Source organism: Microbacterium sp. AG238 (genome assembly GCF_003610405.1).
Lineage (GTDB): Bacteria > Actinomycetota > Actinomycetes > Actinomycetales > Microbacteriaceae > Microbacterium.
In genome coordinates this window covers 225,043-249,325 of record NZ_RAQC01000002.1, presented here as the reverse complement: position 1 = coordinate 249,325, position 24,283 = coordinate 225,043, and the positions used below count along the sequence as shown (strand labels likewise).

At 68.3% G+C, this 24,283-nt stretch carries 21 protein-coding genes; 11 read left to right on the top strand and 10 right to left on the bottom strand.

Going from position 1 to position 24,283, the window contains the following annotated elements; all coding sequences use genetic code 11:
* Positions 1-50: 50 nt before the first annotated feature.
* Together DEU36_RS12740 and manA are read right to left on the bottom strand one after the other, a co-directional pair.
* Positions 51-371, bottom strand: a complete 321-nt coding sequence (locus DEU36_RS12740; protein ID WP_023955405.1) for a WhiB family transcriptional regulator — start codon at positions 369-371, stop codon at positions 51-53.
* Between the two features lie 145 nt (positions 372-516).
* The gene (gene manA / locus DEU36_RS12735; protein ID WP_120264714.1) at positions 517-1,686 is read right to left on the bottom strand and encodes a mannose-6-phosphate isomerase, class I; all 1,170 of its coding nucleotides are present in this window, start codon (positions 1,684-1,686) and stop codon (positions 517-519) included.
* A 71-nt stretch (positions 1,687-1,757) separates the two neighbouring features.
* On the opposite strand from manA, the gene DEU36_RS12730 reads away from it, so the two are divergent.
* The 5 genes from DEU36_RS12730 to DEU36_RS12710 are packed head-to-tail and all read left to right on the top strand — an operon-like array spanning position 1,758 to position 8,919.
* Complete coding sequence (locus DEU36_RS12730) at positions 1,758-3,182, top strand: O-antigen ligase (protein ID WP_120264713.1); 1,425 nt, start codon at positions 1,758-1,760, stop codon at positions 3,180-3,182.
* A gap of 36 nt (positions 3,183-3,218) precedes the next feature.
* Entirely contained in the window at positions 3,219-4,667 is a 1,449-nt protein-coding gene (locus DEU36_RS12725) for an O-antigen ligase (RefSeq protein WP_120264712.1), read from the top strand.
* Positions 4,664-6,010 carry an O-antigen ligase gene (locus DEU36_RS12720; RefSeq protein ID WP_183045396.1) on the top strand — a complete coding sequence of 449 codons (1,347 nt, stop codon included), beginning with the start codon at positions 4,664-4,666 and terminating at the stop codon, positions 6,008-6,010. Before DEU36_RS12725 ends, DEU36_RS12720 begins: the two co-directional genes overlap by 4 nt.
* Before the next feature lie 10 nt (positions 6,011-6,020).
* Positions 6,021-6,992 carry a glycosyltransferase gene (locus DEU36_RS12715; protein WP_259455369.1) on the top strand — a complete coding sequence of 324 codons (972 nt, stop codon included), beginning with the start codon at positions 6,021-6,023 and terminating at the stop codon, positions 6,990-6,992.
* Positions 6,993-7,005: 13 nt separating this feature from the next.
* Entirely contained in the window at positions 7,006-8,919 is a 1,914-nt protein-coding gene (locus DEU36_RS12710) for a glycosyltransferase (protein ID WP_120264710.1), read from the top strand.
* Between the two features lie 3 nt (positions 8,920-8,922).
* On the opposite strand, the gene DEU36_RS12705 is transcribed toward DEU36_RS12710, so the two are convergent.
* Genes DEU36_RS12705 through glf form a run of 4 tightly spaced genes read right to left on the bottom strand, consistent with a single transcriptional unit; the run spans position 8,923 to position 13,639 of the window.
* Entirely contained in the window at positions 8,923-9,666 is a 744-nt protein-coding gene (locus DEU36_RS12705) for an ABC transporter ATP-binding protein (RefSeq protein ID WP_120264709.1), read from the bottom strand.
* A complete protein-coding gene (locus tag DEU36_RS12700) occupies positions 9,666-10,457 on the bottom strand; it encodes an ABC transporter permease (RefSeq protein ID WP_120264708.1) in 792 nt (263 codons plus the stop codon). The genes DEU36_RS12705 and DEU36_RS12700 overlap by 1 nt, the downstream gene beginning before the upstream one ends.
* Positions 10,458-10,481: 24 nt before the next feature.
* Positions 10,482-12,506 carry an acyltransferase family protein gene (locus tag DEU36_RS12695; protein ID WP_183045395.1) on the bottom strand — a complete coding sequence of 675 codons (2,025 nt, stop codon included), beginning with the start codon at positions 12,504-12,506 and terminating at the stop codon, positions 10,482-10,484.
* The gene (gene glf / locus DEU36_RS12690; protein ID WP_120264706.1) at positions 12,503-13,639 is read right to left on the bottom strand and encodes a UDP-galactopyranose mutase; all 1,137 of its coding nucleotides are present in this window, start codon (positions 13,637-13,639) and stop codon (positions 12,503-12,505) included. Before glf ends, DEU36_RS12695 begins: the two co-directional genes overlap by 4 nt.
* A gap of 86 nt (positions 13,640-13,725) precedes the next feature.
* Here glf and DEU36_RS12685 point away from each other — a divergent pair, with 86 nt between their 5' ends.
* From DEU36_RS12685 to DEU36_RS12675, 3 genes are read left to right on the top strand one after another with little or no spacing between them, the layout of a single operon-like run.
* Positions 13,726-14,643 (top strand): glycosyltransferase, encoded by a 918-nt coding sequence (locus DEU36_RS12685; RefSeq protein WP_120264705.1) that lies wholly within the window; start codon positions 13,726-13,728, stop codon positions 14,641-14,643.
* Complete coding sequence (locus DEU36_RS12680) at positions 14,640-15,737, top strand: acyltransferase (RefSeq protein ID WP_120264704.1); 1,098 nt, start codon at positions 14,640-14,642, stop codon at positions 15,735-15,737. The genes DEU36_RS12685 and DEU36_RS12680 overlap by 4 nt, the downstream gene beginning before the upstream one ends.
* 29 nt (positions 15,738-15,766) lie before the next feature.
* The gene (locus DEU36_RS12675) at positions 15,767-16,861 is read left to right on the top strand and encodes a glycosyltransferase family 1 protein (RefSeq protein ID WP_120264703.1); all 1,095 of its coding nucleotides are present in this window, start codon (positions 15,767-15,769) and stop codon (positions 16,859-16,861) included.
* 21 nt (positions 16,862-16,882) lie between these two features.
* On the opposite strand, the gene DEU36_RS12670 is transcribed toward DEU36_RS12675, so the two are convergent.
* From DEU36_RS12670 to DEU36_RS12655, 4 genes are read right to left on the bottom strand one after another with little or no spacing between them, the layout of a single operon-like run.
* On the bottom strand, positions 16,883-18,121 hold the full coding sequence (locus DEU36_RS12670; RefSeq protein ID WP_120264702.1) for a hypothetical protein: 1,239 nt from the start codon (positions 18,119-18,121) through the stop codon (positions 16,883-16,885).
* Positions 18,118-18,504, bottom strand: a complete 387-nt coding sequence (locus tag DEU36_RS12665) for a DUF2304 domain-containing protein (RefSeq protein ID WP_120264701.1) — start codon at positions 18,502-18,504, stop codon at positions 18,118-18,120. The genes DEU36_RS12670 and DEU36_RS12665 overlap by 4 nt, the downstream gene beginning before the upstream one ends.
* The gene (locus DEU36_RS12660; RefSeq protein ID WP_120264700.1) at positions 18,501-19,247 is read right to left on the bottom strand and encodes a glycosyltransferase family 2 protein; all 747 of its coding nucleotides are present in this window, start codon (positions 19,245-19,247) and stop codon (positions 18,501-18,503) included. Before DEU36_RS12660 ends, DEU36_RS12665 begins: the two co-directional genes overlap by 4 nt.
* Positions 19,248-19,276: 29 nt before the next feature.
* On the bottom strand, positions 19,277-21,226 hold the full coding sequence (locus DEU36_RS12655) for a DUF6541 family protein (RefSeq protein WP_120264699.1): 1,950 nt from the start codon (positions 21,224-21,226) through the stop codon (positions 19,277-19,279).
* Between the two features lie 103 nt (positions 21,227-21,329).
* Here DEU36_RS12655 and rfbA point away from each other — a divergent pair, with 103 nt between their 5' ends.
* From rfbA to DEU36_RS12640, 3 genes are read left to right on the top strand one after another with little or no spacing between them, the layout of a single operon-like run.
* Positions 21,330-22,199, top strand: coding sequence for a glucose-1-phosphate thymidylyltransferase RfbA (rfbA, locus tag DEU36_RS12650; RefSeq protein WP_120264698.1), 870 nt, complete (start codon positions 21,330-21,332; stop codon positions 22,197-22,199).
* The gene (rfbB, locus tag DEU36_RS12645) at positions 22,199-23,197 is read left to right on the top strand and encodes a dTDP-glucose 4,6-dehydratase (protein ID WP_120264697.1); all 999 of its coding nucleotides are present in this window, start codon (positions 22,199-22,201) and stop codon (positions 23,195-23,197) included. Before rfbA ends, rfbB begins: the two co-directional genes overlap by 1 nt.
* A gap of 48 nt (positions 23,198-23,245) precedes the next feature.
* Positions 23,246-24,229, top strand: a complete 984-nt coding sequence (locus DEU36_RS12640) for a lysylphosphatidylglycerol synthase transmembrane domain-containing protein (RefSeq protein ID WP_147374415.1) — start codon at positions 23,246-23,248, stop codon at positions 24,227-24,229.
* Positions 24,230-24,283 lie beyond the last annotated feature (54 nt).

Below are 24,283 nucleotides of genomic sequence, written 5' to 3'. Positions count from 1 at the left end.
AGCGGCGGGGCGGGTCGCCGATCTCGTCGAGAGCCGTCGGCGACGTAGGATCAGACCGCGCGGCGCTTCAGCTTGCGGCGCTCGCGCTCGCTGAGACCGCCCCAGATGCCGAAGCGCTCGTCGTTCTGCAGGGCGTACTCGAGGCACTCTCCGCGCACGTCGCACGACGTGCAGATGCGCTTGGCGTCACGCGTGGAGCCGCCCTTCTCGGGGAAGAAGGCCTCGGGGTCGGTCTGCGCGCACAGTGCGTCGGTCTGCCAGGCGAGAGCGTTGTCGTCGCCGTCGGTGTCGACGCGCCGCACCCCGGGCACGCCCAGGTTGACCGGGTCGACGAACCAGTTGTCGGGAACGCCCGAACGGTATGCCGTCATATCGTGTTCCCTCCTCGCCGGCCGGCACGCGAGCCGCGTGTCTGGGATTAATTACACCCGTGTCATTCCTCCGGGTCAAGTCGCGGATCGTAAACCCTCAAGCGCGTGTTTAAGCTTCGCGGCGACACATCGGCGTGTCGCGCGCTCACGCCACGCCCGGCTGAGCGACGAACGCCTCCCCCGCGCCGCCGATCGCCACCGACGTCGCCGACACGACGGCCGCCGTGCCGGGTACGAGCTCCACGCGGTCTCCGTCTGCCTCGACGACGATGTCTCCGCGCGTCGCGAGCACGATCGCGATGCCGTCGAGCGCGATCTCGGCGACCGCTTCGAACGTCGTCTCGACGCGCACGAGGCGGAAGTCCGACACGCCGACGTCGTAGCCGAACACGCCGGGCGCGACGTCGAGCGGCTCGACGATCGGCGCCGGACCGCTCTCGGTGCTCACGACCTGCAGCAACTCGGGCACGTCGACATGCTTGGGGGTCAGACCGCCGCGGAGCACGTTGTCACTCGCCGCCATCAGCTCGACGCCGAGGCCGTCCTGATAGGCGTGGAGAACGCCGGCCGGAGCGAAGAGCGCTTCTCCTCGCCGCAGCTCGACGAGATTCATGAGGGTCGCCACGACGAGGCCGGCGTCACCGGGGAAGGCGCCCGCGATGTCTCGGAGGACACGGATCTCGGCGGCGAACTCCGAGGCGACCTCATCGCTCGCGGAGCTCTCCAACGCAGCGGCGAGGTCGGTCACGACATCCGATGCCTCGCCCGAGAGCGCCCAGCCGATGACCCGGCGCAGCGCCGCGGGCTCGTCCTCGGCGTCGGTCGGGGAAAGGGCCGCCGAGAGCGCGCCCACACCGCTGCCCTCGCCGAGCGAGGCGAGCAGACGCTGCGTATCGGCGATCGGCCGCAGCCCGACCAGCGCACGGAAGGTCTCCGACAGGGCCACGATGATCTCGGGCTTGTGGTTCTCGTCGCGGTACAGCCGGTGCGGGGCATCCCGCGGGATGCCCGCGGCCTCTTCGCGGGCGAATCCGGCCGCCGCCTGATCCCGAGAGGGATGCGCCTGGATGGACAGCGACGTCCCCGCAGCGAGGATCTTCAGCAGATAGGGCAGGGGTGCGATGCCCGCCTCGGAGAGGACGAGGTTCAGGGGACGTCCGGTGCCGTCGTCGACGCGCGACGGGCTTCCCGGGTGGTCCCCGAACCAGATCTCCGCCTCGGGCGTCCCCGAGGGTTCCCGCCCCTGCAGCTCGGCGATGAGCGTCGTGGAGCCCCACGCGTAGTCCCTGGCCATGTTCGAGATCGGAATCAGCACGAGCCCAGCCTAGGACGCGGACGCCGCCCAGCCCCTGTCAAGACGCGACGCCGCGGTAGCCTGTCTGCACCATGGCCGTCCACTCCCGCCACCCCGTCTCGGCACCGCCAACGGCGCCCGCGCGCGAGACGACCGGCCATCTGCTGCTGCGCGCCTGGTGCGTCTTCATCATCGCGGCGTCGATGGCAGGCACGAGTTGGCTGATGGCCTTCGGGTCGACGGGCGCGGCCATCGTCGTCGTCGCCACCGGCGTCGTATCGGCGATCCTCTGGGTGTCGTTGCGTCCGCGGGTGCAGTGGCGCCGGTTGCCGTGGTTCGCGCTCGCCTATGTCGCGTGGGCGGTGGCCTCGATGCTCTGGTCCTCCTGGCTCGGCGCGACAGAGCTCACGCTGCTGCTGCTGGTGTCCACGACGCTCCAGGCGATGTTCGTCGGAGCGGTGCTGACGTGGCGAGAGATCCTCCGTGCCGTCGCCGCGGCGCTGAAATGGATGCTCGGCCTGTCGATCGTCTTCGAGCTGTGGGTCGCGCTCATCTGGCGCGGCGACATCCTGCCGGGGTTCGCGCGCCCGGACCCCGACTACGCGGGGCATGCGATCACCCTCTGGTCACGCGACAACCTCTTCAACGGGGGGCGACTGCAGGGCATCTTCGGAAACGCCAACCCGCTCGCGTACATCGCGCTCCTGGCGATCATCGTCTTCATCGTGAGGATCGCCTCGGGAGCACCGCGGCGATTCCTGCTCGGGCTGTGGACCGCCCTCGCCCTGTTCCTTTTCTGGCGCGCGGCATCGGCGACCGCGTTCCTGTGCGCCGTCGCGGTGGCGGTCGTCCTCGTCACGATCCTGTTGATGCGCACGGCCCGGCGCCCCGGCGAGCGCACGCGGTTCTACATCATGTACGTGGCCGTCGCCGGCATCGGGGGCACGGCCGTCTGGCTCACGCGCGACACGGTGTTCGGGCTCCTCGGCCGGTCCTCTGACCTGACGGGCCGGCAGCGGATCTGGGATGCCGTGGGCGAACGCATCGCCGAGCGCCCGGTGATCGGATGGGGCTACTCGACACCGTGGGTGCCCTCCGACCCTGCCTTCGATGGCTGGATCGTCGATCACGGTGTGAGCGTCATGCAGGCGCACAACATGTGGCTCGACGTCGCGCTCCAGCTCGGGTACATCGGCGTCGCGCTGATCGGGCTCGCACTGCTGGCCTTCATCTGGCGTTCGTGGTTCTTCGCGGTCGATCGCCCGCGCTGGGATATCGTCGCCGATCGTCCCTACAGCGCCCTGACCCTCGTCCCCTCGCTCGTCGCGACGATCCTCCTCGTCCAGGGCCTCGCCGAGTCGGCGCCGCTGTTGAACTGGGGGTGGTTCCTCATCATCCTGTTCGCCTTCAAGATCAAGCAGGCTCCGCTCGTCGGACGCGGGCCGGCCGAGCAGCGTCTCGACGCGGAGCAGGGCGACGGCCTCCCCGACCAGCGGGAGCCTGTCCGCAGCCCCTGAGTGCTCTCAGGGCCCTCCGGCTAATCTGAGAGCATCATGGCCAGTCATACGCGCGAGGGATCAGGAACGGCTGCGCCGACGACCCCGGCACCGCGGCGCCTCCCCCTCCGGCTGGTGCGCGCGTGGTGCACCCTGATCATCGCCTCATCGATGGCGGGCACGGCCTGGCTCATGGCGATCGGCGTGGGCGGCTCGGCTGTCGTGGTGGCGGTGACGACCGCTGTCTCCGCGGCGATCTGGGTGATCCAACGGCCGCGCCGCCGCTGGCGCCGCCTCCCGTGGTTCGCCCTGGCCTACGTCGGCTGGGCGGTGCTCTCGCTGCTATGGACCGAATGGCCGCGCGCGACCGCGATGACGCTCGCCCTTCTGCTGGCGACGACGGCGCAGGCGATCTTCGTCGCCGCCGTGCTCACGGGGCGCCAGATCATCGAGGCCATCGCCGCGGCGGTGAAGTGGATGCTGGCCCTCTCGCTCGCCTTCGAGCTGTGGGTCTCGCTCATCTGGCAGGGACCGATCCTGCCCGGCTTCGTGCGGCCCGGACCGGATTTCACGGGCGACCCGATCATGTTCTGGTCACGCGACAAGCTCTTCACCGACGACCGCATCCAGGGCATCTTCGGCAATGCCAACTCCCTGGCCTACATCGCGCTCCTCGGGCTCGTGGTGTTCGGCCTGCAGATCAACACCCGCGCCGGCCGGCGCGGGCCGCTCGTGGCGTGGACGCTGCTGGCGGCATTCTGCTTCTGGCGGGGGTCGTCCGCGACAGCGGCGATGTGCGCGATCGCCATCGCTCTCGTGATCGTCGTCGTGCTGCTCATGCGCCGCGCGCGCACCGCACGTACCCGGCGCATCCTCTACATCGTCTTCACCGTCACGGGCATCACCCTCATCACGACCCTGTGGATCGTGCGGGAAGCCCTCTTCGAGCTGCTCGGACGCTCCTCCGATCTCAGCGGCCGCAAGGAGATTTGGGCGACCGTGGGCGAACGGTTCGCCGAGAGCCCGATCATCGGCTGGGGCTATTCCGTGCCGTGGGTGCCCACCGACCCGTTCTTCGACGGGTGGATCATCGATCGCGGCGTCACGGTGATGCAGGCGCACAGCACGTGGTTCGACGTGGCGATGCAGCTCGGCGTCGTCGGGGTGCTGCTGTTCGCCGTCGCCCTCGGCGCCTTCACGTGGCGCGCGTGGTTCCTGGCACTCGGCCGCATCCCCCGGCCCGGTGCCGAGCGCGAACCCCGGTCGCGCCTGCTGCTCATCCCGGCGCTGGTGGCAACGATCCTGCTCGTCCAGAGCGTCACCGAGTCGTCACCCCTGCTCAACTGGGGCTGGTTCCTGCTCGTGATGCTCGCGTTCGCGATCAAGCAGGCTCCTGCGTCCGTGCGGGGCACCCCCGTGCGTCGCCGCTCGACGCTCGCAGCCGCCTGGCCGCTCGAAGGCGGGGCCCCCATCGAACGCGGTGCGCCCGTCGAGGGCGCGGCGTGACGACGCCACCGGCACTGTCGACGTCGTGGCTCGTGCGGACCCTCGACTCGGCGGCGTTCGCGCAGGCCTTCGCCCACACCGCGATCGCCGCGGTCTTCGCGGAGCATCTCGTCGAGCGGACGGCGGGCCGCGTCACCTGGCTCACCGTGATCGCGGGGCTGTGCGTGGTGGGCGCGGCCCTGTTGCTGGTGCGTCGCCGCGAGTTCACCCTCGTGCGACTGATCCCGTCGACCCTCGTGGTGTTCCTCGGCTGGGCGCTCGCGAGCATCACCTGGACCACCGACGCCTCCGGAACGCTGGGCGGGTGGCTCGCGCTCGCCTCGATCGCGTTCCTCGCCGTCGTCATCGCCAACACGCGCGACACCCTCCAGACGGTCCGCGCGCTGGCCGACGTGTTCCGCGTCCTGCTGGTGCTATCGCTGGCGCTCGAGCTCCTCTCGGGCGTGTTCTTCGACATGCCCTTCAGCTTCCTCGGCATCGAGGGAGACATCGCCGTCCTCGGTCCGGTCCAGGGCATCTTCGGCACCCGCAACTCCCTCGGGTTCATCGCGGTCCTGGCTCTGATCACCTTCTATATCGAATGGCGGACCGTGTCAGTCCGCACCGGCGTCTCTCTCTTCTCGGCGGTCCTGGCCGCACTCCTCGCCGCCTTGTCGGACTCCCCCACCGTGCTCGTCCTCGCCGTCGCGACGGGGATCGCGACGGCCGCCCTCGGCCTCGTCCGCCGCACCCGCCGTGCGCTGCGCCGGCCCGTGCAGTCCGTGCTCGCCGCGACCGTCGTCGTCGGAGCGCTGGTCGGATACCTCTTCCGCGAGCGCATCATCGCGTGGATCGGCGCGGGCACCGACTTCTCCATCCGCGCTGAGCTCTGGGACCAGGTCGCCTCGTTCGTCCGCGTGGAGCCCGTGCGCGGGTGGGGCTGGTTCGGACCGTGGTCACGGACGGACTTCCCGTTCAACGCCATCAACTTCGCACTCGGCGACCGTCACACCTCGGCGCTCAACGCTTACGTCGACGTCGTCCTCCAGCTCGGCTGGGTCGGACTCCTCATCTTCATGACGTTCGTCGGCCTGGCCCTCGGCCGCGCCTGGCTCGTCGCGAGCGAGCGCCGCTCGATCCTCTACGCCTGGACGCCGCTCATCCTCGTGACCGTGCTCGTCGACGCCCTCTTCGAGAGCTTCCCCCTCCACGGCTACGGCTGGCTGATGCTCGTGCTGTGCGCCCTACGGGCGGGGCAATCGCGATCCTGGCGCGAGAACATCCGGGATGCCGTGCGGCCGACGACTCCCGCCGCAGGTCTCCCCGGCGACACCTCGACGGGAACCCACGGCATCGCACGGTAGGATCGGGCCGGTGAGCGCGCAGGTTTTCGACCCGACAACGGCGACCATCGCCATCGTCACTTTCAACCGCTCCGCGCTCCTGTCGCGGCTGCTCGAGAGCATCGTCCGCATGGACCCGAAGCCCGGGCACGTGGTGATCATCGACAACGCGTCGTCGGACGACACGACATCCGTCGTCGACTCGTTCCGCGATCGGCTGGGCACGCAGCTCGAGTACCGGCGTCTCGAGACGAACACGGGCGGGTCGGGCGGATTCAGCGAGGGCGTGCGCGTGGCGTACGAGCTCGGCTCCGAATGGATCTGGCTCATGGACGACGACGTCGAGGTGCTCCCCGACGGCCTCGCGAAGATGGGCCGCTGGGCGCCGCGTTTCCGTAGCATCCAGGGCCGTCGCTACGACTACGACGGCAGCGAGTTCTACTGGCAGTACCGCGTCGCCGAACGCATGGGCATCCCGATCCCCTTCGCGCCCGCCGGTTTCGGCGAGGCGGGCTACAAGGAGATGAACTCCGGATGCTTCGAGGGCATGTTCATCCACCGCGACATCGTCGCCCGCATCGGGCTCCCCGACCCGCGGTTCTTCATCTACTGGGACGACCAGCTCTACGGATGGCTCGCCTCGCGCATCACGACGTCGGTCATCGTCGACGAGTTCGTCCTGCGCCGCACGCGTGAGATCCGCCAGTGGGACATGGGCATCCGCCACATGAACGCCTCGAGCGACGCCTACCGGTACTACATCATGCGCAACCGGGCGCACATCAAGCAGTACTACCGAACGAAGGGCGTCTACAACCCGGTGCTGTTCGGTCTCGGGACGACCCTGACGTTCGGCAAGGAGCTGATCCGGCTCTTCCTGGTCGAGCGCACCGTGCGAGGCACCTCGAACCTCTTCCGCGGCCTCCGCGACGGCCGGCGCATCGCCCGAGACCGCTCGTGGCAGCCGATGCAGCCGCTGACCGATCAGCCGGCCCGTCCCTGACGAAAGACAGATCATGCCCCACCTGCTGCAGCGCGCCGTCCTCCCTCTCGAGCACGACCCCGACCTCCTTCCGCTCTATGTCGACCCCGAGACGTGGACCGAGATCGACGAGGAGCCCGTGCGCGTGTCGTCGCGGGCCCAGCTGTCGAACATCCTCGGTCGCTCGGAGGCCCGGATCGTGGGCGGCCGGCGGGTGTCGTTCGGCACGTACTTCAACGCTTTCCCGGCGTCGTACTGGCAGCACTGGACGCCGGTCCGCGACGTGACCCTCACCGTGCACACCGAGGGCCCCGCCACCGTCCTCGTGTACCGGTCCAACGGCGGCGGCACCCGCCAGCGACTGGAGACCCGCGAGGTCACCGGCGAGGCGACCAGCACGTTCGAGCTCACCCTCAACCAGTACAGCGACGGCGGATGGATCTGGTTCGACATCGCAGCCGACCGCGAGGACGCTCGGTTCCTGGGAGCTGAGTGGACGACCGAGCAGGAACCGGCCCGGTCGGGCAAAGCCTCGCTCGGGATCACGACGTACAACAAGCCCGACTACTGCGTGGCAACCCTGCGCGCCCTCGACGCGGCGCCCGATGTCCTCGAGCTGGTCGACCGCATCTTCCTCATCGACCAGGGCACCGACCGCGTCGACGCCCAGCACGACTTCGCCGAGGTCGCCGACAGCCTCGGCGAGACGCTTCAGATCATCACGCAGCCCAACCTCGGCGGCTCGGGCGGCTTCGCCCGCGCGATGCACGAGACCCTCCAGCGGCCCGACAGCGACTTCGTCCAGCTGCTCGACGACGATGTGCGCATCGAGCCCGAGTCACTCCGTCGGTCGATCGTGTTCGGCCGGTACGCGACGACGCCGACGATCGTCGGCGCGCATATGTTCGATCTGCTCGACCGCCCGAAGCTCCACGCCTGGGCCGAGGTCGTCGACGACGAGCCGTTCATGTGGCGCACGCTGCAGCAGGAGAAGATGCCGCACGACTTCTCCGTCGCGAACCTCCGGCAGTCCCCCGAGCTGCACATGCGGCTCGACGCCGACTACAACGGCTGGTGGATGTGTCTCATCCCGGTCGAGGTCATCCGTGAGATCGGCCTCTCGTTGCCCGCGTTCATCAAGTGGGACGACGCGGAGTACTGCCTGCGCGCGCGCGACGCCGGCTTCCCCACGGTCTCGATGCCCGGCGTCGCGCTCTGGCACGTGTCGTGGGTCGGCAAGGACGACTCCATCGACTGGCAAGCGTACTTCCACGCGCGGAACCGCATCGTCGCCGCACTGCTGCACTCGAACAGTCCGCGCGGTGGCACGCTGCTGCGGCACAGTCGACGACTCGACCTCAAGCACCTGATGATGATGCAGTACTACCCCGTCGAGCTGCGCCACCGTGCCCTGCGCGACATCCTGTCGGGACCGGAGCACATGGCGGCGGGAATCGCGACGGCCATGCCCGCCGCCAGGGCTCTGCAGAAGGAGTTCCCCGAGACGGTCATCCACCGCGACACCGGCGTACCACTGCGTTCGCGGAGGGGGCGTCAGGTCTTCAAGCGCCTCCCCCGCCACACCTTCGACAGCCCGACGGGCCTCAAGCTCCGCTGGTTCACCCTCTCGACCCTCGCGTCACACTGGCTGCATGCTCCGCGCCCGGAGAACATCGCCCAGCCCGAGGTGGAGTTCGGCAAGGGCGACGCGCAGTGGTGGCGTCTCCCCCGCTACGACAGCGCCCTGGTGAGCGCGGCCGACGGGTCGGGCAAGAACATCTACACCCGTGACCGGGCGGCCTTCCGGCGGATGCTGCGAGAGAGCCTGCGACTGCACGCGCAGCTCAAGCGCGACTGGCCGAAGCTGTCGCGGCGCTACCGCCGCGCGATGGGGCAGCTGACCTCGCCGGAATCGTGGGAGAGCATCTTCGGCCCTGCGAAGCGCTGAGCCTCAGGCCCCGCCGTTGTGGTCGTCGTTGTACCGGTCGAGCACGTCGCCGATCGGTCCGTCGAGGACCAGTGAGCCCTTGTCGAGGTAGAGACCACGCGTGCAGAAGCGACGCAGGTCCTTCTCGTTGTGGCTGACGAAGAACAGCGTCCGCCCCTCGGCGAGCAGCTCGTCGATGCGTTTGTAGCACTTCGCGCGGAAAGCACGGTCGCCGACGGCGAGCACTTCGTCGACGAGCAGGATCGGCTCGTCGAGCTGCGACACCACGGAGAAGGCGAGGCGGACCTTCATGCCGTTCGACAGGTGCTTGTAGGGCGTGTCGACGAAATCGGCGATCTCCGCGAAGTCGATGATGTCGTCGAACCGGCGGTTGACCTCGGCCTTCGACATCCCGTGCAGGCCTGCCGTGAGGCGCACGTTCTCGCGCACGGTGAGGTCTCCCACGAAGCCGCCCGTGATCTCGATGAGCGGAGCCACCCCGCCGTTCACGTCGACGGTGCCCTCGTCGGCCAGGAGGACGCCGGCGACGAGCTTGAGGAGCGTCGACTTGCCCTGCCCGTTGCGTCCGACGACACCGATCGACTCGCCCGGCTCGACGGAGAACGAGACGTTGCGGAGGGCCCAGAACTCCCCCGGGCGGCTTCGGCGCGAGGCGCCGCCGAACAGGTCCTTGAGGTTGCGCCTCCCGCGCCGGTTGCGGCGGAAGCGCACACCGAGGTCGCGCACCTCGATCGCGAGTCCGGTCATCACAGCTCCTTCAGCACCGGACGCTCGAGGCGTGAGAAGACGAGGAGTCCGAGCCCGAAGATCAGGATGCTGGTGGCGGCCCCGACGATCACCGACAGCGTGTCCCACTGGTCGGGGAAGAACCCGACGCGGTAGAGCGTGAAGATCCCGGCCAGCGGGTTGAACGCGCCGATCTCTTTGAAGACGCCCGGCAGGTCGGCCACGCCGTAGATGATCGGCGACGCGTAGAAGAGTGCGCGCAGGACGAGCCGCGTGGTTCGCTCGAGATCGCCCCAGAGCACGCAGAGCGGGGCGACGATGAGCCCGAGCCCGAGGAGCAGGATCACCTGAAGCACGACGGCCACCGGGAAGAGGAGGAGCGCGGCGTTGACCGTCGCTCCCCCGAAGATCGCGAACATCGCGAGCACCGGCAGCGAGAAGAGGAACTCGATGCCCTTGCTCAAGACGATGCGCCCCACCCAGATCGAGCGTGGGATCGAGGTGGACCGGACCAGCCGTGCGTCCTTATTGAACGCACGCGTGAAGTCGGTGACCGCCGAGTTGAACCACACCCACGGCAGCAGCGCGGTGATGAGGAAGACGATGTAGGGGTTCTCACCGACGTCCCGATGGAAGACCTGCGTGAAGACGAACCAGTAGATCCCGCTCATCACGAGCGGGTCGAGGACCGACCAGAAGTAGCCGAGCGCACTCGTGGAGTAGCGCACCCGCAGATCGCGCGCCGACAGCAGCCACAGAGAGTGGAGGTAGCGCCGCGGCGATCCGGGGGCGCCGACGACGGCGGGACTCACGCGTTCGATCCTACGGCGCGTACTTCACCCGAGGGGAACGCCGGGCATCCCCCGGAACGCGGCGAGCACCGCGGGCGCGAGCGACTGCGCGTACGAAGCCGTCAGGTGATTGTCGTCGATGTACACGGCGACGTTCCCGATGGCCGGCAGACACACCCCCTCCGGGCACAGATACTCGGACAGATCGAGGAAGTAGACGCTGCCCTCCTCGGTGAGTCCCAGAGCAGGATTCTCGGGCGCCATCACGGCGTCGAGCGCCATGGCGCAGTCGGAGGCGGACGCTGACGCCTCGAGGCATCCGTACATGTCGAAGTCGTAGCGGGGGTTGTCGCGCACGAGCAGAACCTGGGAGCCGCTGGCGGCGATACTGGCGACCGGGCGCTCGAGGCCGAGGGGCTGACGTTCCGCGGGCGACGACGGCGCTGCTTTCGTGCCCATCAGCATGACGACATCCGCGGGTTGGCTTTCGGCATACGCGCGGGCTTCCTCACGCCACTCGGCACACTCGTCGCCCGCGTCCTCATCGGGCGCGAACGAGCATCCCCCACGCAGCAGGGCGACGATGTTCCACCCGGCCTCCTCCAACACGGGGAGGACCGCCCCCATCCACTGCTGCGCGTGCGAGTCCCCGATGACGAGGAACATCGGCGCGTCCGGATCAACCTCCGTCTGAACGCACGTCGCGGCGGCCACATCACCGGCAGGACGGAGCGCATCCGTGCAGGGGCCGTCGAGCGCGACCCACTCCTCACCCAACTGCGTGCTGACCGGCCGGACAGGAGCCCCCTCGACCGCCGTCACCCCGAGCCAGGGCATCAGCACGTGTGCACCCGGGTTCTCCTGCGGGTCGTATGAGGCGACGCGGATGCTCTCACCCGCCTGCCAGGTCCCCAGGGGAAGGGCGACGGCGAGAACGGCGGCGCCGATGACGGCGAGGTTTCGCCGTCCCCGGCTCAGCAGGCGCGAGAGGGGCCGTTCCACCCCGTAAGCGAGGAGCACAGCGGCAGCGACAGACGTCACGATGACGACGAGTCCGCCGATCGCACCCACCGACGTCGAGTCGGTGAGGGTCATGTAAGCCACGAGGATCGGCCAATGCACGAGGTAGAGGGCGTACGCGATCCCGCCGATCCAGACCATCGGACGAGAACCCAGCCAGCGAGAAGCGGAACCGGGGCCCGGCGACTGCCCCGCAACGATGATGAGGACAGCCGCCAGGGTGGGCCACAACGCGGCGACTCCCGGAAAACCCGCGCCCACGTCGAGGACGATGCCGCAGGCGATGAGTGCGCCGATCCCGGCCCAGCCCACGACTCCGGCCCACCACCGCGGCAGCCGGAGCCGCGGAAGCAGCAGAGCGGCCAGCGAGCCGAGCGCGAACTCCCACAACCGGGCCGGCACGCTGAAGTACGCGACCTGCTGATCCGCCGCCGTCAGATGAATCGAGTACGCGAGCGAGAGGCAGAAGGTCAGCCCGAAGCCGGCGATCAGGATCGGGCGCACGGGACGGCGGATCCAACGCGCGACGACGACGGCGAGGAAGACGAGGACGGGCCAGAGGAGGAAGACCTGCCCCTGCACGGAAAGCGACCAGAAGTGCTGCAGGGCACTCGGAAAGGTCTCGGACCGTGCGTAATAGTCCACAGCGGATGCTGTCAGGGCACGGTTCTGGACGTAGAACAACGACGACCAGGCTTCGGTCCACATCTGGCGCCATTGCGAACCAGGCAGCACGACGGCGGTGAAGAGCAGCACGCCGAGGATCGTCACCGCCGCGGCAGGCAGGAGCCGTGCGAAGCGGCGTGCCCAGAAGCGCAGGAGATCGATCGGTGCGAGCGACGACGACCGCGCCACGAACGACGCGGTCAGAAAGTACGCCGAGATGAGCAGGAAGACATCGACGCCGCCCGAGACCCGCCCGAGCCAGACGTGGTAGACGACGACGAGGACGATCGCGAAGGCCCGCAGTCCGTCGATGTCGAGTCGTCGCCTGCTCGAACCGGCGACGGCTCTCCGCGTCGTCGGCGTCGGAGCCTCGACCGCGGTCACGCCAGGTGGTTGTTCCACATCGACAGCGCTGAGCCGATGGCCATGTGCATATCGAGATACTGGTAGGTGCCCAGACGCCCACCGAAGTGAACGTCCTGCTCACCCTTGGCGAGCTCGCGGTATGCCAGCAGTCCCGCGCGATCATCGGCCGTGTTCACCGGGTAGTAAGGCTCGTCGGCGCGAGTCGCGAAACGCGAGTACTCCCGCACGATCACGGTCTTGTCGGTCGGATATCGATCCGCGCGCTCCGGGTGGAAGTGCTTGAATTCGTGGATACGCGTGTACGGGGCGTCCGCATCGGCGTAGTTCATGACGCTCGTGCCCTGGAAGTCCGGGATGTCGAGAACGTCCTGCTCGAAGTCGAGGGTGCGCCACGAGAGCTCGCCCTCGGCGTAGTCGAAGTAGCGGTCCACCGGACCGGTGTACACGATCGGCACCTGGCCGACCGTGGCCTTCTTGTTGAGCGGCTGCGACTCGTCGAAGAACTCAGTGTTCAGCTTCACATCGATGTTCGGGTGGTCGGCCATGCGCTCGAGCCAGGCGGTGTAACCGTCGACCGGGAGACCTTCCCAGGTGTCGTTGAAGTAGCGGTTGTCATAGGTGTAGCGGACCGGCAGGCGCGAGATGATCTCCGCCGGAAGCTCTCTCGGGTCGGTCTGCCACTGCTTCGCGGTGTAGTCGCGGATGAACGCCTCGTACAGCGGGCGGCCGATCAGTCCGATCGCGCGCTCCTCGAGGTTGTTGGCCTGCTTCGGGTCGAACTCGCCGGCAAGCTCCTGGATGAGGTTTCGTGCCTCGCCCGGCGTATAAGCAGCCTGGAAGAACTGGTTGATGGTGCCGAGGTTGATCGGAAGGGGGTACACGACGCCCTTGTGCGTCGTGTAGACGCGGTGGACGTAGTTCGTGAACTGCGTGAAACGGTTGACGTACTCCCACACCGTCGCGTTCGAGGTGTGGAACAGGTGAGCCCCGTACTTGTGGACCTCGATGCCGGTCGTCGGCTCGTTCTCGGTGTAGGCGTTGCCGCCGATGTGGTGACGGCGGTCGATGACGGTCACCTTGCGGCCGGATGCTGCGGCGCGCTCGGCGATGGTGAGACCGAAGAAGCCGGAGCCGACGATGAGGAGGTCCATAGTCTGCTTTCGTTCGCTGGAGAATGGGCTCACGGTGACCCGATTGGCCAGTCTATCGGCGCCGCATTCCGTAACCTGGACAAGCCATGACTCTCGAGATCTTCCTGCCCTACTGGGGCGAGCCCTCCCTCCTGTTCGAAACCGTCGATTCGGTTCGGCGACAGGAGGACGGCGATTGGCGGTTGACGATCATCGACGACTGCTACCCCGATCTGACCGTGCGTGATGCGTTCGTCGACGAGCCCGACGAACGCATCACGTATCGCCGGAACGAGGTCAACCTCGGCATCACGGGGAACTTCCGCGAAGCCGTGCGCCTCGCTCGGGGCGCGCACATGGCCATCTTGGGGTCGGACGACCTCCTGCAGCCGAACTACGTCGAGACCGTCAAGCGCACGCTGGATCTCGTGCCGCACGCCGACGTCGTGCAGGTGGGGGTGGACGTGATCGACGAACGCGGAGTCCGCGTGCGGCCGCTCGTCGACCGCGTCAAGCAGGACGTTCTCGCGCCCAAGCCCGGCCCCGGGCGCATCGCCGTGCTGAGCGGCGAGCGCATGGCGACGAGTCTGATCCGCGGTGACTGGCTCTACTGGCCGTCACTCGTCTTCGCAACCCGACGACTCAAGACCACCCCGTTCCGTGACGGGTTCCCGATCATCCAAGATCTCGGGCTGCTGATGGACATCGCTTTCGACGACGGAACCTTGGCGTACAACCCGATCACGGCGTTCTCCTACCGGAGGCACAGCGCCTCGGCGTCGCAAGAGACGCTGGTCGACGGAAGTCGATTCCGGGACGAGCGCGAGTACTACGCACTGGCTGCTCAGTTGGCCGATCGACGCGGCTGGCGGCGGACCGCGCGAACAGCCCGCTGGCGAGTGATGTCGCGGCTGCACGCGGTCGCGGAGCTCCCGCACCTCGCCCGCGCCAATCGCGCCGGAGCAGCATCGGCACTGGCGCACGCCTTCGGCGTGACCGCCCGACGCGGAAGCCGACGCGCATGAGCCTTCTGCGCGGCCCTGACTACCCCTACCGCACGAACAGCCTGAACATGTTCCGGCTCATCCTCGCGGCAGCCGTGCTGTTCGCCCACTCCTTCTACATCGTCGGTGCCGGCGAGGGTCCCCACCTCCACGGCGAGAACGTGGGCGGATGGGCGGTGGCCGGATTCTTCGTGATCAGCGGGTTCCTGATCACACGAAGTCGGCTGCGATCAGACCCGGGCACCTATCTCCTGCACCGTGTTGCGCGCATCTTCCCCGCGTTCATCGTCTGTCTGGTGGTGACCGCCTTCGTGTTCGCCCCGATCGCGGCACTGGTCGAACGGGGAAGCCTCACGGGGTTCTTCACCACGCCCGTCACACCGTTCCAGTACGTGTGGACGAACATCACCCTGTACATCGACAGCTACACGATCGGACAGACCCTCGACACCGTGCCGTATCCCGGTGCGTGGAACGGGTCGCTGTGGACGCTGTTCTACGAGTTCCTCTGCTACGTCGTGATCTGGGTGCTCGGCGGCATCGCCGCGTTCCGGAAGGGACCGCTCCTGGCCGCGGTCGTCTTCGTCGCGAGCGTTCTGATCTGGATCGCCATCCCGCTGGCCCAACGGGTCGGGCTCGACGAGAGCTTCTACCTCGCCGCGAAGCTGATCCCCTACTTCCTCGGCGGCTCGCTCGTCTTCTTCGTCGTCGATCGGTTCGGGATGTCGCGGTGGGTCGGCATCGCGTCCCTCATCGCGGCCCTCGCGCTCATCGTCCTCGTCCCGCGATGGGGCGGGCAGGCCGCGGCGCCGTTCATCGCCTACGGCGTGCTCTGGCTGTCGACGGTCGTCCCCCAACCGCGGTGGGTGGCGGAGAACGATGTCAGCTACGGCTTCTACATCTACGCCTGGCCCGTGCAGCAACTCGTCGTGCTGTTCGGGGGTGCGGCGTTGGGCCTGATCCCGTACATGGGCGTCGCAGCGGTCGCGACGTTCGCGCTGGCCTGGGCCAGCTGGGTTGTGGTGGAACGCCGTGCGATGCGCCTCGCGCGCCCTCAGGCGTCGACCCCGCGCCGACCACCGCAGGCGGCACCGGGCGGTGCTCCCGCCGTCTGAGGCGGCCATCGTTGATAGCCTCGATCTTCATGCCCCGCATTTTCGTCGATCTGCTCTCGTACACGGGAACGAAGGGCGGGATGGAGACCTACACACGCGAGCTCTACCGCGCGCTCGGTCGACGCGATGATGCCGAGTACATCGGGTATGCGAGCCGGGAAGGTGCGCGGCTCGACCTCTCGTGGTTCCCCGGCCGGATCATCGAGTCGGGCATCAGCGGCGAGAACAGGTTCGCCTGGGCCCGAGGCGAGCTCTTCGCGGTGGCGCGCGCCGCCCGGCGGGAAGGCGCGGATCTCATCCATGCGCCCGCGACGCTGGGGCCGCGAGCGTCGTCGATGCCGACGGTCGTCACGATGCACGACATGCTCTACTGGAGCCACCCCGAGTACATGTCCACACCGCTGTACACCGCGCCGGTCAAGTGGATGGAAAAGGTGGCCGCGCGCAACGCGGCGCGCATCATCACCATCAGCCCGGATTCTGCAGACGAGATCGTCAAGTACCTCGGTGTTCCCCGCGAACGCCTCGACGTCATCCCGCTCGCCGGGTCGGCGCCCGTGCAGGTCGACCGTTCCCTGGCAGGGAGCGAAGGAGCCTTCATCCTGGCGATGGGGAACCGCCGTCCCCACAAGAACTGGGGCGCTCTCGTTCACGCGATCTCGCGCATTCCCGCCGACCGCAGGCCGCGCCTGGTGATCACGGGCGGACGCGGTGAGGACCCCCTCGCGCCCCTTGTCGATGAACTCGGGATGCGCGACTGGGTCGACCTGCGGGGCTGGGTCGATGACGATGAGGTGCGTCATCTGTACGCCACGACGACTGCTCTCGCTATCCCGTCCTTCGCTGAGGGTTTCTCGCTGCCGACACTGGAGGCGATGAGCGCGGGCATCCCCGTGCTGCTTTCGGACATCGGCGTCCACCGCTACGTCGGAGGCGACGCCGCTCGGTACTTTCCCCCTGCCGATCACGCGGCTCTCGCACGCCTCATCGACGAGGTGGTGGCCGACAGCCTCATCCGCGACCGGATGAGCCAGGACGGGCTCCGTCGAGCGGAGGCCTTCACGTGGGCCAGCACCGCGGAGCAGACTCGACGTTCGTTCGATCTGGCGCTCGGCGCCGGCTGATCACGACGACAGCACCGACGGTCAGTCTTGCTCGCGCGCCGTCTCGGGCGGGGTCGCCAGGGCGGTGAGATGAACGGCCGCCCCGACGAGCGGAGCGACCATCAACGGGATGACGACGCCCTCGAGCGTCGTGGGAAGCACGATCAGACCCGTCAGGAGTGCGACCGAGGCCGCCCCCCAGCCCGTGACGTAGCGCACGTGCCGACCGCGGGCGAGAGCCGCAGGGCCGCTGAGGCAGAGCAGCGCGGTGAACCCCGCACTCGCGATGACCGCGGCGTAGACGAGCGAGGGCACGTCGTACTTGTCGCCGTAGAGCACTTCGACCACCCACGGCCCCACCGCAGTGCCTGCGACGGCGAGAACCGCCGTGACCACGAGCAAGCAGGCGGACCACACGACGGTGCGTCTGCGCGCGCTGGACGGGTCGTCCCGGAAAGTCACGACGAGGTAGCTCTGCATCGCGAGCAGCGGGATGACCAACGGCGCGCGCGTGAGCGTGATCACGAGGATCAGCGAGGCGAGAAGCTGCGGCCCGAGCCCCTGCGCCAGCGATCCGAGGAGCAGTGGCAGACCACTGATCATGACCCCGGTCGCGAGCGCCGCGCCGACGGTGCTGACGCTGTTCCGCGCCAGCTGCCCGCCCGACGCATCGAGCACGATCGCCGACACTGACCGGCGGCCACTCACCAGCCACAGGACGAGGGCGGACAGCAGGAAGGGCAGCGCGACCGCCCAGCCGACGACGGCGATCCCCGCGCCCGCGGCGACGACGCCGACCACCGCGACGACGCGCAGCGCGGCGTCGAGGACCGTCATTCCGGCCACCGACTTCCAGTTGCGAGCGCCGTAGAACACCCCGCTCAGGACAGCGACGAGCGTGTATCCGAGCACCGCCGCGAGGAGCGGAGGGACGAGCCCGCCGGCGGCATCGCCGAACACCGCGGCCGCCCACGCCGGCGCGCTGGCGGCGGTCAGACCCACGACGACGATCACGGCGCCCGCGGTGTAGCGGGCAAGGGCGCCTCGGGTCCGCGTCGCGTCTGCCGACGGACGCGCGGCACGTGCGATCTCCTGCTGCAACCCCGCGATGGCCGCGACGATCAGGTAGACGGTCGACCAGTAGACACTGAAAGTGACGTAGTCCTCCGCGGCGATGAACGCGGGGACGACGGCCTGGATGACGTAGCCGGCGACACCCGCGATACCCGTCGCGCCCAGCAGATAGACCAGTCCGCGGCGTCCGTCGGCGACGTCAGTCACGGATCGCGCTGAAGCTCGTCGGTCCCCGGCTCCAGAAGCCGGACACGGGCGTCGAGCGCCTCGATCTGGGCTCGGAGGATCGCGGCTTCCTCGGCGGTGCGCCGAATCTCCTCCTCCGCTTGCGAAAGCTCCCATGACAGATGCAGGGCGACGCCGAGCAGCAGGATGATCGCGAGCGAGAACAGGAGGTTGGCGGGCACCTGAACGCCCAGCGCATCGGTGAGTCCGAGAAGCAACTGCGGGAACACACCCAGAAGCAGCACCAGGACGCCGATGACGAGCCAGAGCACGGCGTACTTCTCGCGGAGGCGGCGCGTGAGGAGCAGCCAGAGCACGACCACGATGATGAGCACCGCGAGAGCGATGCTGAAGAACACGATCACGCGATCGCCTCCTGGAGTTCCTCGGGGGCTGTCGCCTTCGTCCGCCGCATGACGGCCAGACCGAGCGCGAACACGGAGCGCAGAAGATAGACCGCCGACCCGATGGGGCCCTTGCTCGGCACCCCGTGCCGTCGTGGCCGCATCGCGACGGGCACCTGGGTGACGGTCAGTCCGGCGTGGCAGGCGGCGACGAGCGAGTCGAGAGTGTCGCCTAGATACTCCGCCGGGTAATACCGCACGTACTGCTGGATGGCGCGCGGACCGGCGGCGCGGAAGCCGCTGGTCACATCGGTGAGCCGGGTCTTGGCCACTCGGGTCAGCACGCTTGCGAGGAAGACCATCGCCCACCGCCGCGGGCCGCGCACCTCGTAGTCGCCGACCTCGGCGAATCGGGCACCGATGGAGATGTCGGCGTTCTCGAGTCCGGCGAGAACCTTCTCGATGTCCGCCGGGTTGTGCTGGCCATCGGCGTCCACCTGGATCGCGCGCTGATACCCCTCGCGAAGAGCGTAGGTGAACCCGGTGCGCATGGCACCGCCGACGCCGAGGTTGAACGGCAGGCTCAAGACGACGGCACCCGCCTCCCGCGCTGCCCGTGCGGTGCCGTCGGTCGAACCGTCGTCGACCACCGCGACGTGATAGCGGGGATCGGCCTCGAGGATCTCTTCCACGGTGCCGCCGACATTGCGCTCCTCATTCCACGCGGGAACGATGACGAGCACGGAATCTGGAGCGACCGGCATGGTCTCCAGTCTAGACGGCGTCCGCTCGATCACCCGCAGCCGACGACCCGGTACAGCTTCGCCTCGCCTTCGGCGTCGACGAGCTCGACGGCCGGAGAGTTCTCCAGGTCTTCGAGACCGGGGAGGTCATGCTCGCCGCCGTGCACCTCCTGCGGACCGAAGTCGAGCACGTACCCGACCTCGAGGTCGCGGATCGCATCGCAGACGGGCGCGCCGGGAACGGCGTCGGCCAGGCCGTCGTTGACCTCCTGCACCTCGGGGGTGACGAACATGAGGGTGTGCGGCATCAGAACCGGGCGATCAGCGATCGCGAAGGCAAGGGACGCGCCCGTCCAGGGGCTTCCGGCGACGGCGACGCCCTCGGGCACCTCGTTCGGCAGTCGCTCGAGGAGCGCGTACTCGTCGGAACTCAGCAGCGGCGCGGATGCCTCCGCCTCGTAGAGCGGGGCAGCCCACTCGACGGCACGGTTGACGGCACCATCGGCCTGCAGCACGACGAGGAAGACAGCGGCACCGACGACGCCGCCGGCGGCACGCAGCCAGGATGTCGACGAGGCCTCGGATCGCGGTTTCGCGATGCGCGAGGTCGCCCACTGCCACGTTCGCGCCGCCCCGTATGCGGCGAGCGGCACCAGCGAGACGGCGAAGATCGAGGCGAGGCGAGGCAGGTTGTTGTACCAGCTGCCGGTCAGCCAATCCCGCAGCGCCGGGTAGGGCAGAGCCGCGACGGTGATGAACAGACCGGCGCCGACCACGTAGACGCCGATGGCGACGACGAGGGGGCGCGTGCGGTCGATCACGGCCCAGACGAGACCTGCGAGAACGCACAGTGCGACCCCCACCGCCGGCACGAGGTACCACGGCGACACGGTCAGCACTTGCCAGATCGCCTCTCGGCCTCGCATCTGAAGCGGCCAGCCGCGAGCCTCGAGCGGCGGCCGCAGGACGCGGACGAGGAGGTATCCGACGACGACGTAGGCCACGGCCGAGGCGACCAGGATCACGCGGGTGCGCAGGCCGCCGATGCGCATCGCCCGAACGAAAGCAACCGCGAACATGGGGAAGGTCAACGCCATCCAGGCGACGAAACCGCCGGGGTGGGCGAGTGTGAGGCCGGGGATGATGCCGAGATGGATGAACAGCCACCAGCCGGTCCCGGCAGGCACCACGTCCGCCGAGGCGACACGCAGTAGCCTCGCCGTCGCAGCGAGCGCGACGGGGAGCACCGCCAGACTCAGCTGGAGCGGGTACAGCACGCCGTAATCCATGAGCAGGATGGGGAACGCCGGGATCGACGCCGCGATGAGGGCTGCGGCGGTCGTCAGCACGCTCGACGTGCCGAAGAGAGTGCGCACCAGAAGCACGGCCCCCAGCGGCCAGACCAGGGCCGACGTGGTGAGAACGACGGCGTTGATGGCGACGGGCACCGAAGCTCCGGTGATCTGCACCACGAGAGCGGTCAGCGCGTGCCAGGCCGCCGGATAGAACGGCAGACTGCCGTCGGGGCTCGTCATGTAGCCGAGCCGCAACGACGAGGCATCACCTTCGGCGACGGCCCACCGCACCCCGTTCAGATGGAAGATGTTGTCGAACGTCTGCGAGATGTTCGCCGGGTTCTGAACGATCTGCGCGAACCGGAACGCGACGGCCGAGGCGGCCAGCACGAGGGCCAGGACCAGCCAGGGGTCGAGGCGGGGGCGCTCCTGCGCCACCGATGCACGCGGTGACGTGCGACGGCGCACGACGTAGATGCCTGCCCCAGCCGCAGCCGAGATCACCAGCAGCGGCAGGATCGACCACGCCACCCCCGCCCAGGAAGCGACGACGGCGGAGCCGCCGATCAGGGTGAGGGAGAAGACGGGGGCGACCGCCGCGATCCAGTAGCCGCGAAGTCCGACCGTCCAGGCGAGGAACCCTCCCACGCCCCAGAGGATCGCCATCGCTGCGAGTACGGGGAGAATCATCGGCGCGAACGTCACGGGTGGAACCTCTCGCTTTCGGGGATGCGACCGCCTCACGATACCGGCCGAGGCTCCGAGAACCTCCGGGGAGTCCTCGACCGCCTGTGACAAGATGTGACGTGTGAAGGGCATCATCCTCGCGGGCGGCTCAGGCACGCGCCTCTACCCGATCACCCGCGGCATCTCCAAGCAGCTCATTCCGGTGTACGACAAGCCGATGATCTACTACCCGCTGTCGACGCTCATGCTCGCGGGCATCCGCGACATCCTCATGATCACGACACCGCATGACGCTGAGCAGTTCGAACGCCTCCTCGGCGACGGCTCCCAGCTCGGGGTCTCCATCACTTTCGCGCAGCAGGAGTCGCCCGACGGCCTCGCGCAGGCCTTCACGATCGGTGCCGACTTCATCGGCGACGACAAGGTCGCTCTCGTGCTCGGCGACAATCTCCTCTACGGCCCGGGTCTCGGGTCGCAGCTCAAGCGCTACTCGGATGTCGACGGCGGCGCCGTCTTCGCGTACTGGGTCGCGGAGCCCAGCGCGTACGGAGTGGTCGAGTTCGACGAGTCCGGACGGGCGATCTCACTCGAGGAGAAGCCCACGCAGCCCCGAAGCAACTACGCGGTGCCGGGGCTCTACTTCTACGACAACCAGGTCGTCGACATCGCACGTTCACTCGAGCCGAGCGCGCGCGGCGAGTACGAGATCACCGACATCAACCGGGCGTATCTCGAACAGGGACGTCTCAGCGTCGAGGTCCTCCCCCGCGGAACCGCCTGGCTCGACACGGGAACATTCGATCAGATGACTGATGCCGCCGACTACGTGCGCACCATCGAACGCCGAACCGGCCTGCGGATCGGCGTTCCCGAAGAGGTCGCCTGGCGTCAAGGATTCATCACGGACGAGCAGCTGCACGAGCGCGCGCTCCCGCTGATGAAGTCTGGGTACGGCGGGTATCTGCTCGAGCTGCTGGAAAGAGGGCTGTAATGGCGAAACTTCTCGTGACCGGCGGCGCCGGCTTCATCGGATCGAACTTCGTCCACCACGTGATCGCGAACACCGATGACGACGTGATCGTCCTCGACAAGCTCACGTATGCCGGCAATGCCGATTCTCTCGCGGGCCTGCCCGAAGACAGGGTGCGCCTCGTCACGGGCGACATCGCCGACGCGGCGCTCGTGGACGAGCTCTTCGGCCAGGTCGATGCGGTGGTGCACTACGCGGCCGAGTCGCACAACGACAACTCCCTGCACGACCCGCGCCCCTTCCTCGACACGAACATCGTCGGCACCTACACGCTGCTCGAGGCAGCCCGGAAGCATGACAAGCGGTTCCACCACATCTCCACGGACGAGGTGTACGGCGACCTCGAGCTCGACGACCCGGCGCGTTTCACCGAGAACACCCCGTACAACCCTTCCTCGCCCTACAGCAGCACCAAGGCCGGTTCAGACCTGCTCGTGCGCGCCTGGGTGCGATCGTTCGGGGTGAGGGCGACCATCAGCAACTGCTCGAACAACTACGGGCCGTACCAGCACGTCGAGAAGTTCATCCCCCGCCAGATCACCAACGTTCTCCGCGGCATCCGCCCCAAGCTCTACGGCAAGGGCGAGAACGTCCGCGACTGGATCCATGCCGACGACCACTCCTCCGCCGTCCTCACCATTCTCGACAAGGGGGTCATCGGCGAGACGTACCTCATCGGCGCCGACGGCGAGAAGGACAACAAGACCGTCGTCGAGCTCATCCTCGCCCTTACGGGCAACCCCACCGACGCGTACGACCACGTCACCGATCGTCCCGGGCACGACCTCCGCTACGCCATCGACTCGACCAAGCTCCGCGCCGAGCTCGGATGGACGCCCCGCTACCAGGACTTCGAGGCCGGCCTGAAAGCCACCATCGACTGGTACCGCGACAACGAGGACTGGTGGGCGCCCGCGAAGGACGGCGTCGAGGCGTTCTACGCGTCGAAGGGGCAGTAGACGATCTCGTGGAGTCGTGCCAGCCACGACGTGGGGGCGTCCGGTGACATGACCGACGCTGATCCGAACGCCCTCCACGATCGTCGACGCATCGTGTCGCGCATTCTTCGCGTGGCGCGTTATGTTCTGATCCTCGCCGTCGTCGCGTTCGCGGTGTGGTACTTCGCCACGATGTGGGATGAGGTCGGCACGGCGATCGCCGCCATGGCCCCTTGGCGAGTGGCGGCGTCGGCGGTAACGCTTCTGGTCGGACTCGTATGCAACACCCTCGCCTGGGTCACGTTACTTCGAGGGCTGGGACACGCGGTGCCCTTCGTGCGCAGCGCGCAGATCATGCTCGTGGGCCAGCTGGGAAAGTACGTTCCCGGATCGGCGTGGGCGTACCTGCTCCAGATGGAGATCGGGCGCCAGTACGGTGTCGCCCGAGCGCGCGTCCTCGTGACGTCTCTGTACGCCGCCGGCATCGGCGTCGTCGCCTCGCTGCTCCTCGGGGCCGTCGCGCTGCCGCAGATCGCCGCCGAGCACCCGTGGATGCTCTGGTTCTTCACGCTGCTGCCCGTCGGCCTGGTGTGCCTGCATCCCGCTGTGATGACGTGCCTCGCCAATCTGGTGCTTCGCGTGTTCCGCAGGCCGCGACTCGAACGACGCGTGAGCACGTCGACGATCGCGGGCGCCCTCGGCTGGTCTCTGGCGTCGTATGTGCTCTACGGACTTCATCTCTGGCTCCTGGCCGACGAACACGTCTCCTTCGCCAACATCTTCCTGTTCTCGGCCGCCATCGGCCTCGCCTTCACCGCGAGCCTGTTCGCCTTCCTCGTCCCTTCGGGGGTAGGCGTCCGCGAGGCCGTGCTCATCGGGCTCATGGCGCTCGTGATGTCGACGGCCGACGCCTCGGCGATCTCCCTCGTCTCGCGGGGGATGTTCACCGCTGGCGACCTCCTGACCGCTGGACTCGCCGCAGGTGCAGCCGCCATCCTGCGGCGGCGGCTGCACCGTTCCGACGTCTCCGGGGCGGAGTACCCGGACGTCTGATACCTCGGCTCAGAGCCCGTGTGCGCCAAGACCGTGCCGCCAAGGGGCATCGGG

Excerpts from the sequence above, each read along its gene's own strand:
- rfbB (WP_120264697.1), top strand. The coding sequence starts at position 22,199 with ATGGCGAAACTTCTCGTGACCGGCGGCGCCGGCTTCATCGGATCGAAC.
- glf (WP_120264706.1), bottom strand. The coding sequence starts at position 13,639 with ATGGACCTCCTCATCGTCGGCTCCGGCTTCTTCGGTCTCACCATCGCC.
- DEU36_RS12740 (WP_023955405.1), bottom strand. The coding sequence starts at position 371 with ATGACGGCATACCGTTCGGGCGTTCCCGACAACTGGTTCGTCGACCCG.
- DEU36_RS12725 (WP_120264712.1), top strand. The coding sequence starts at position 3,219 with ATGGCCAGTCATACGCGCGAGGGATCAGGAACGGCTGCGCCGACGACC.
- DEU36_RS12710 (WP_120264710.1), top strand. The coding sequence starts at position 7,006 with ATGCCCCACCTGCTGCAGCGCGCCGTCCTCCCTCTCGAGCACGACCCC.
- DEU36_RS12680 (WP_120264704.1), top strand. The coding sequence starts at position 14,640 with ATGAGCCTTCTGCGCGGCCCTGACTACCCCTACCGCACGAACAGCCTG.
- DEU36_RS12675 (WP_120264703.1), top strand. The coding sequence starts at position 15,767 with ATGCCCCGCATTTTCGTCGATCTGCTCTCGTACACGGGAACGAAGGGC.
- DEU36_RS12685 (WP_120264705.1), top strand. The coding sequence starts at position 13,726 with ATGACTCTCGAGATCTTCCTGCCCTACTGGGGCGAGCCCTCCCTCCTG.
- DEU36_RS12705 (WP_120264709.1), bottom strand. The coding sequence starts at position 9,666 with ATGACCGGACTCGCGATCGAGGTGCGCGACCTCGGTGTGCGCTTCCGC.
- DEU36_RS12660 (WP_120264700.1), bottom strand. The coding sequence starts at position 19,247 with ATGCCGGTCGCTCCAGATTCCGTGCTCGTCATCGTTCCCGCGTGGAAT.
- DEU36_RS12730 (WP_120264713.1), top strand. The coding sequence starts at position 1,758 with ATGGCCGTCCACTCCCGCCACCCCGTCTCGGCACCGCCAACGGCGCCC.
- DEU36_RS12640 (WP_147374415.1), top strand. The coding sequence starts at position 23,246 with ATGACCGACGCTGATCCGAACGCCCTCCACGATCGTCGACGCATCGTG.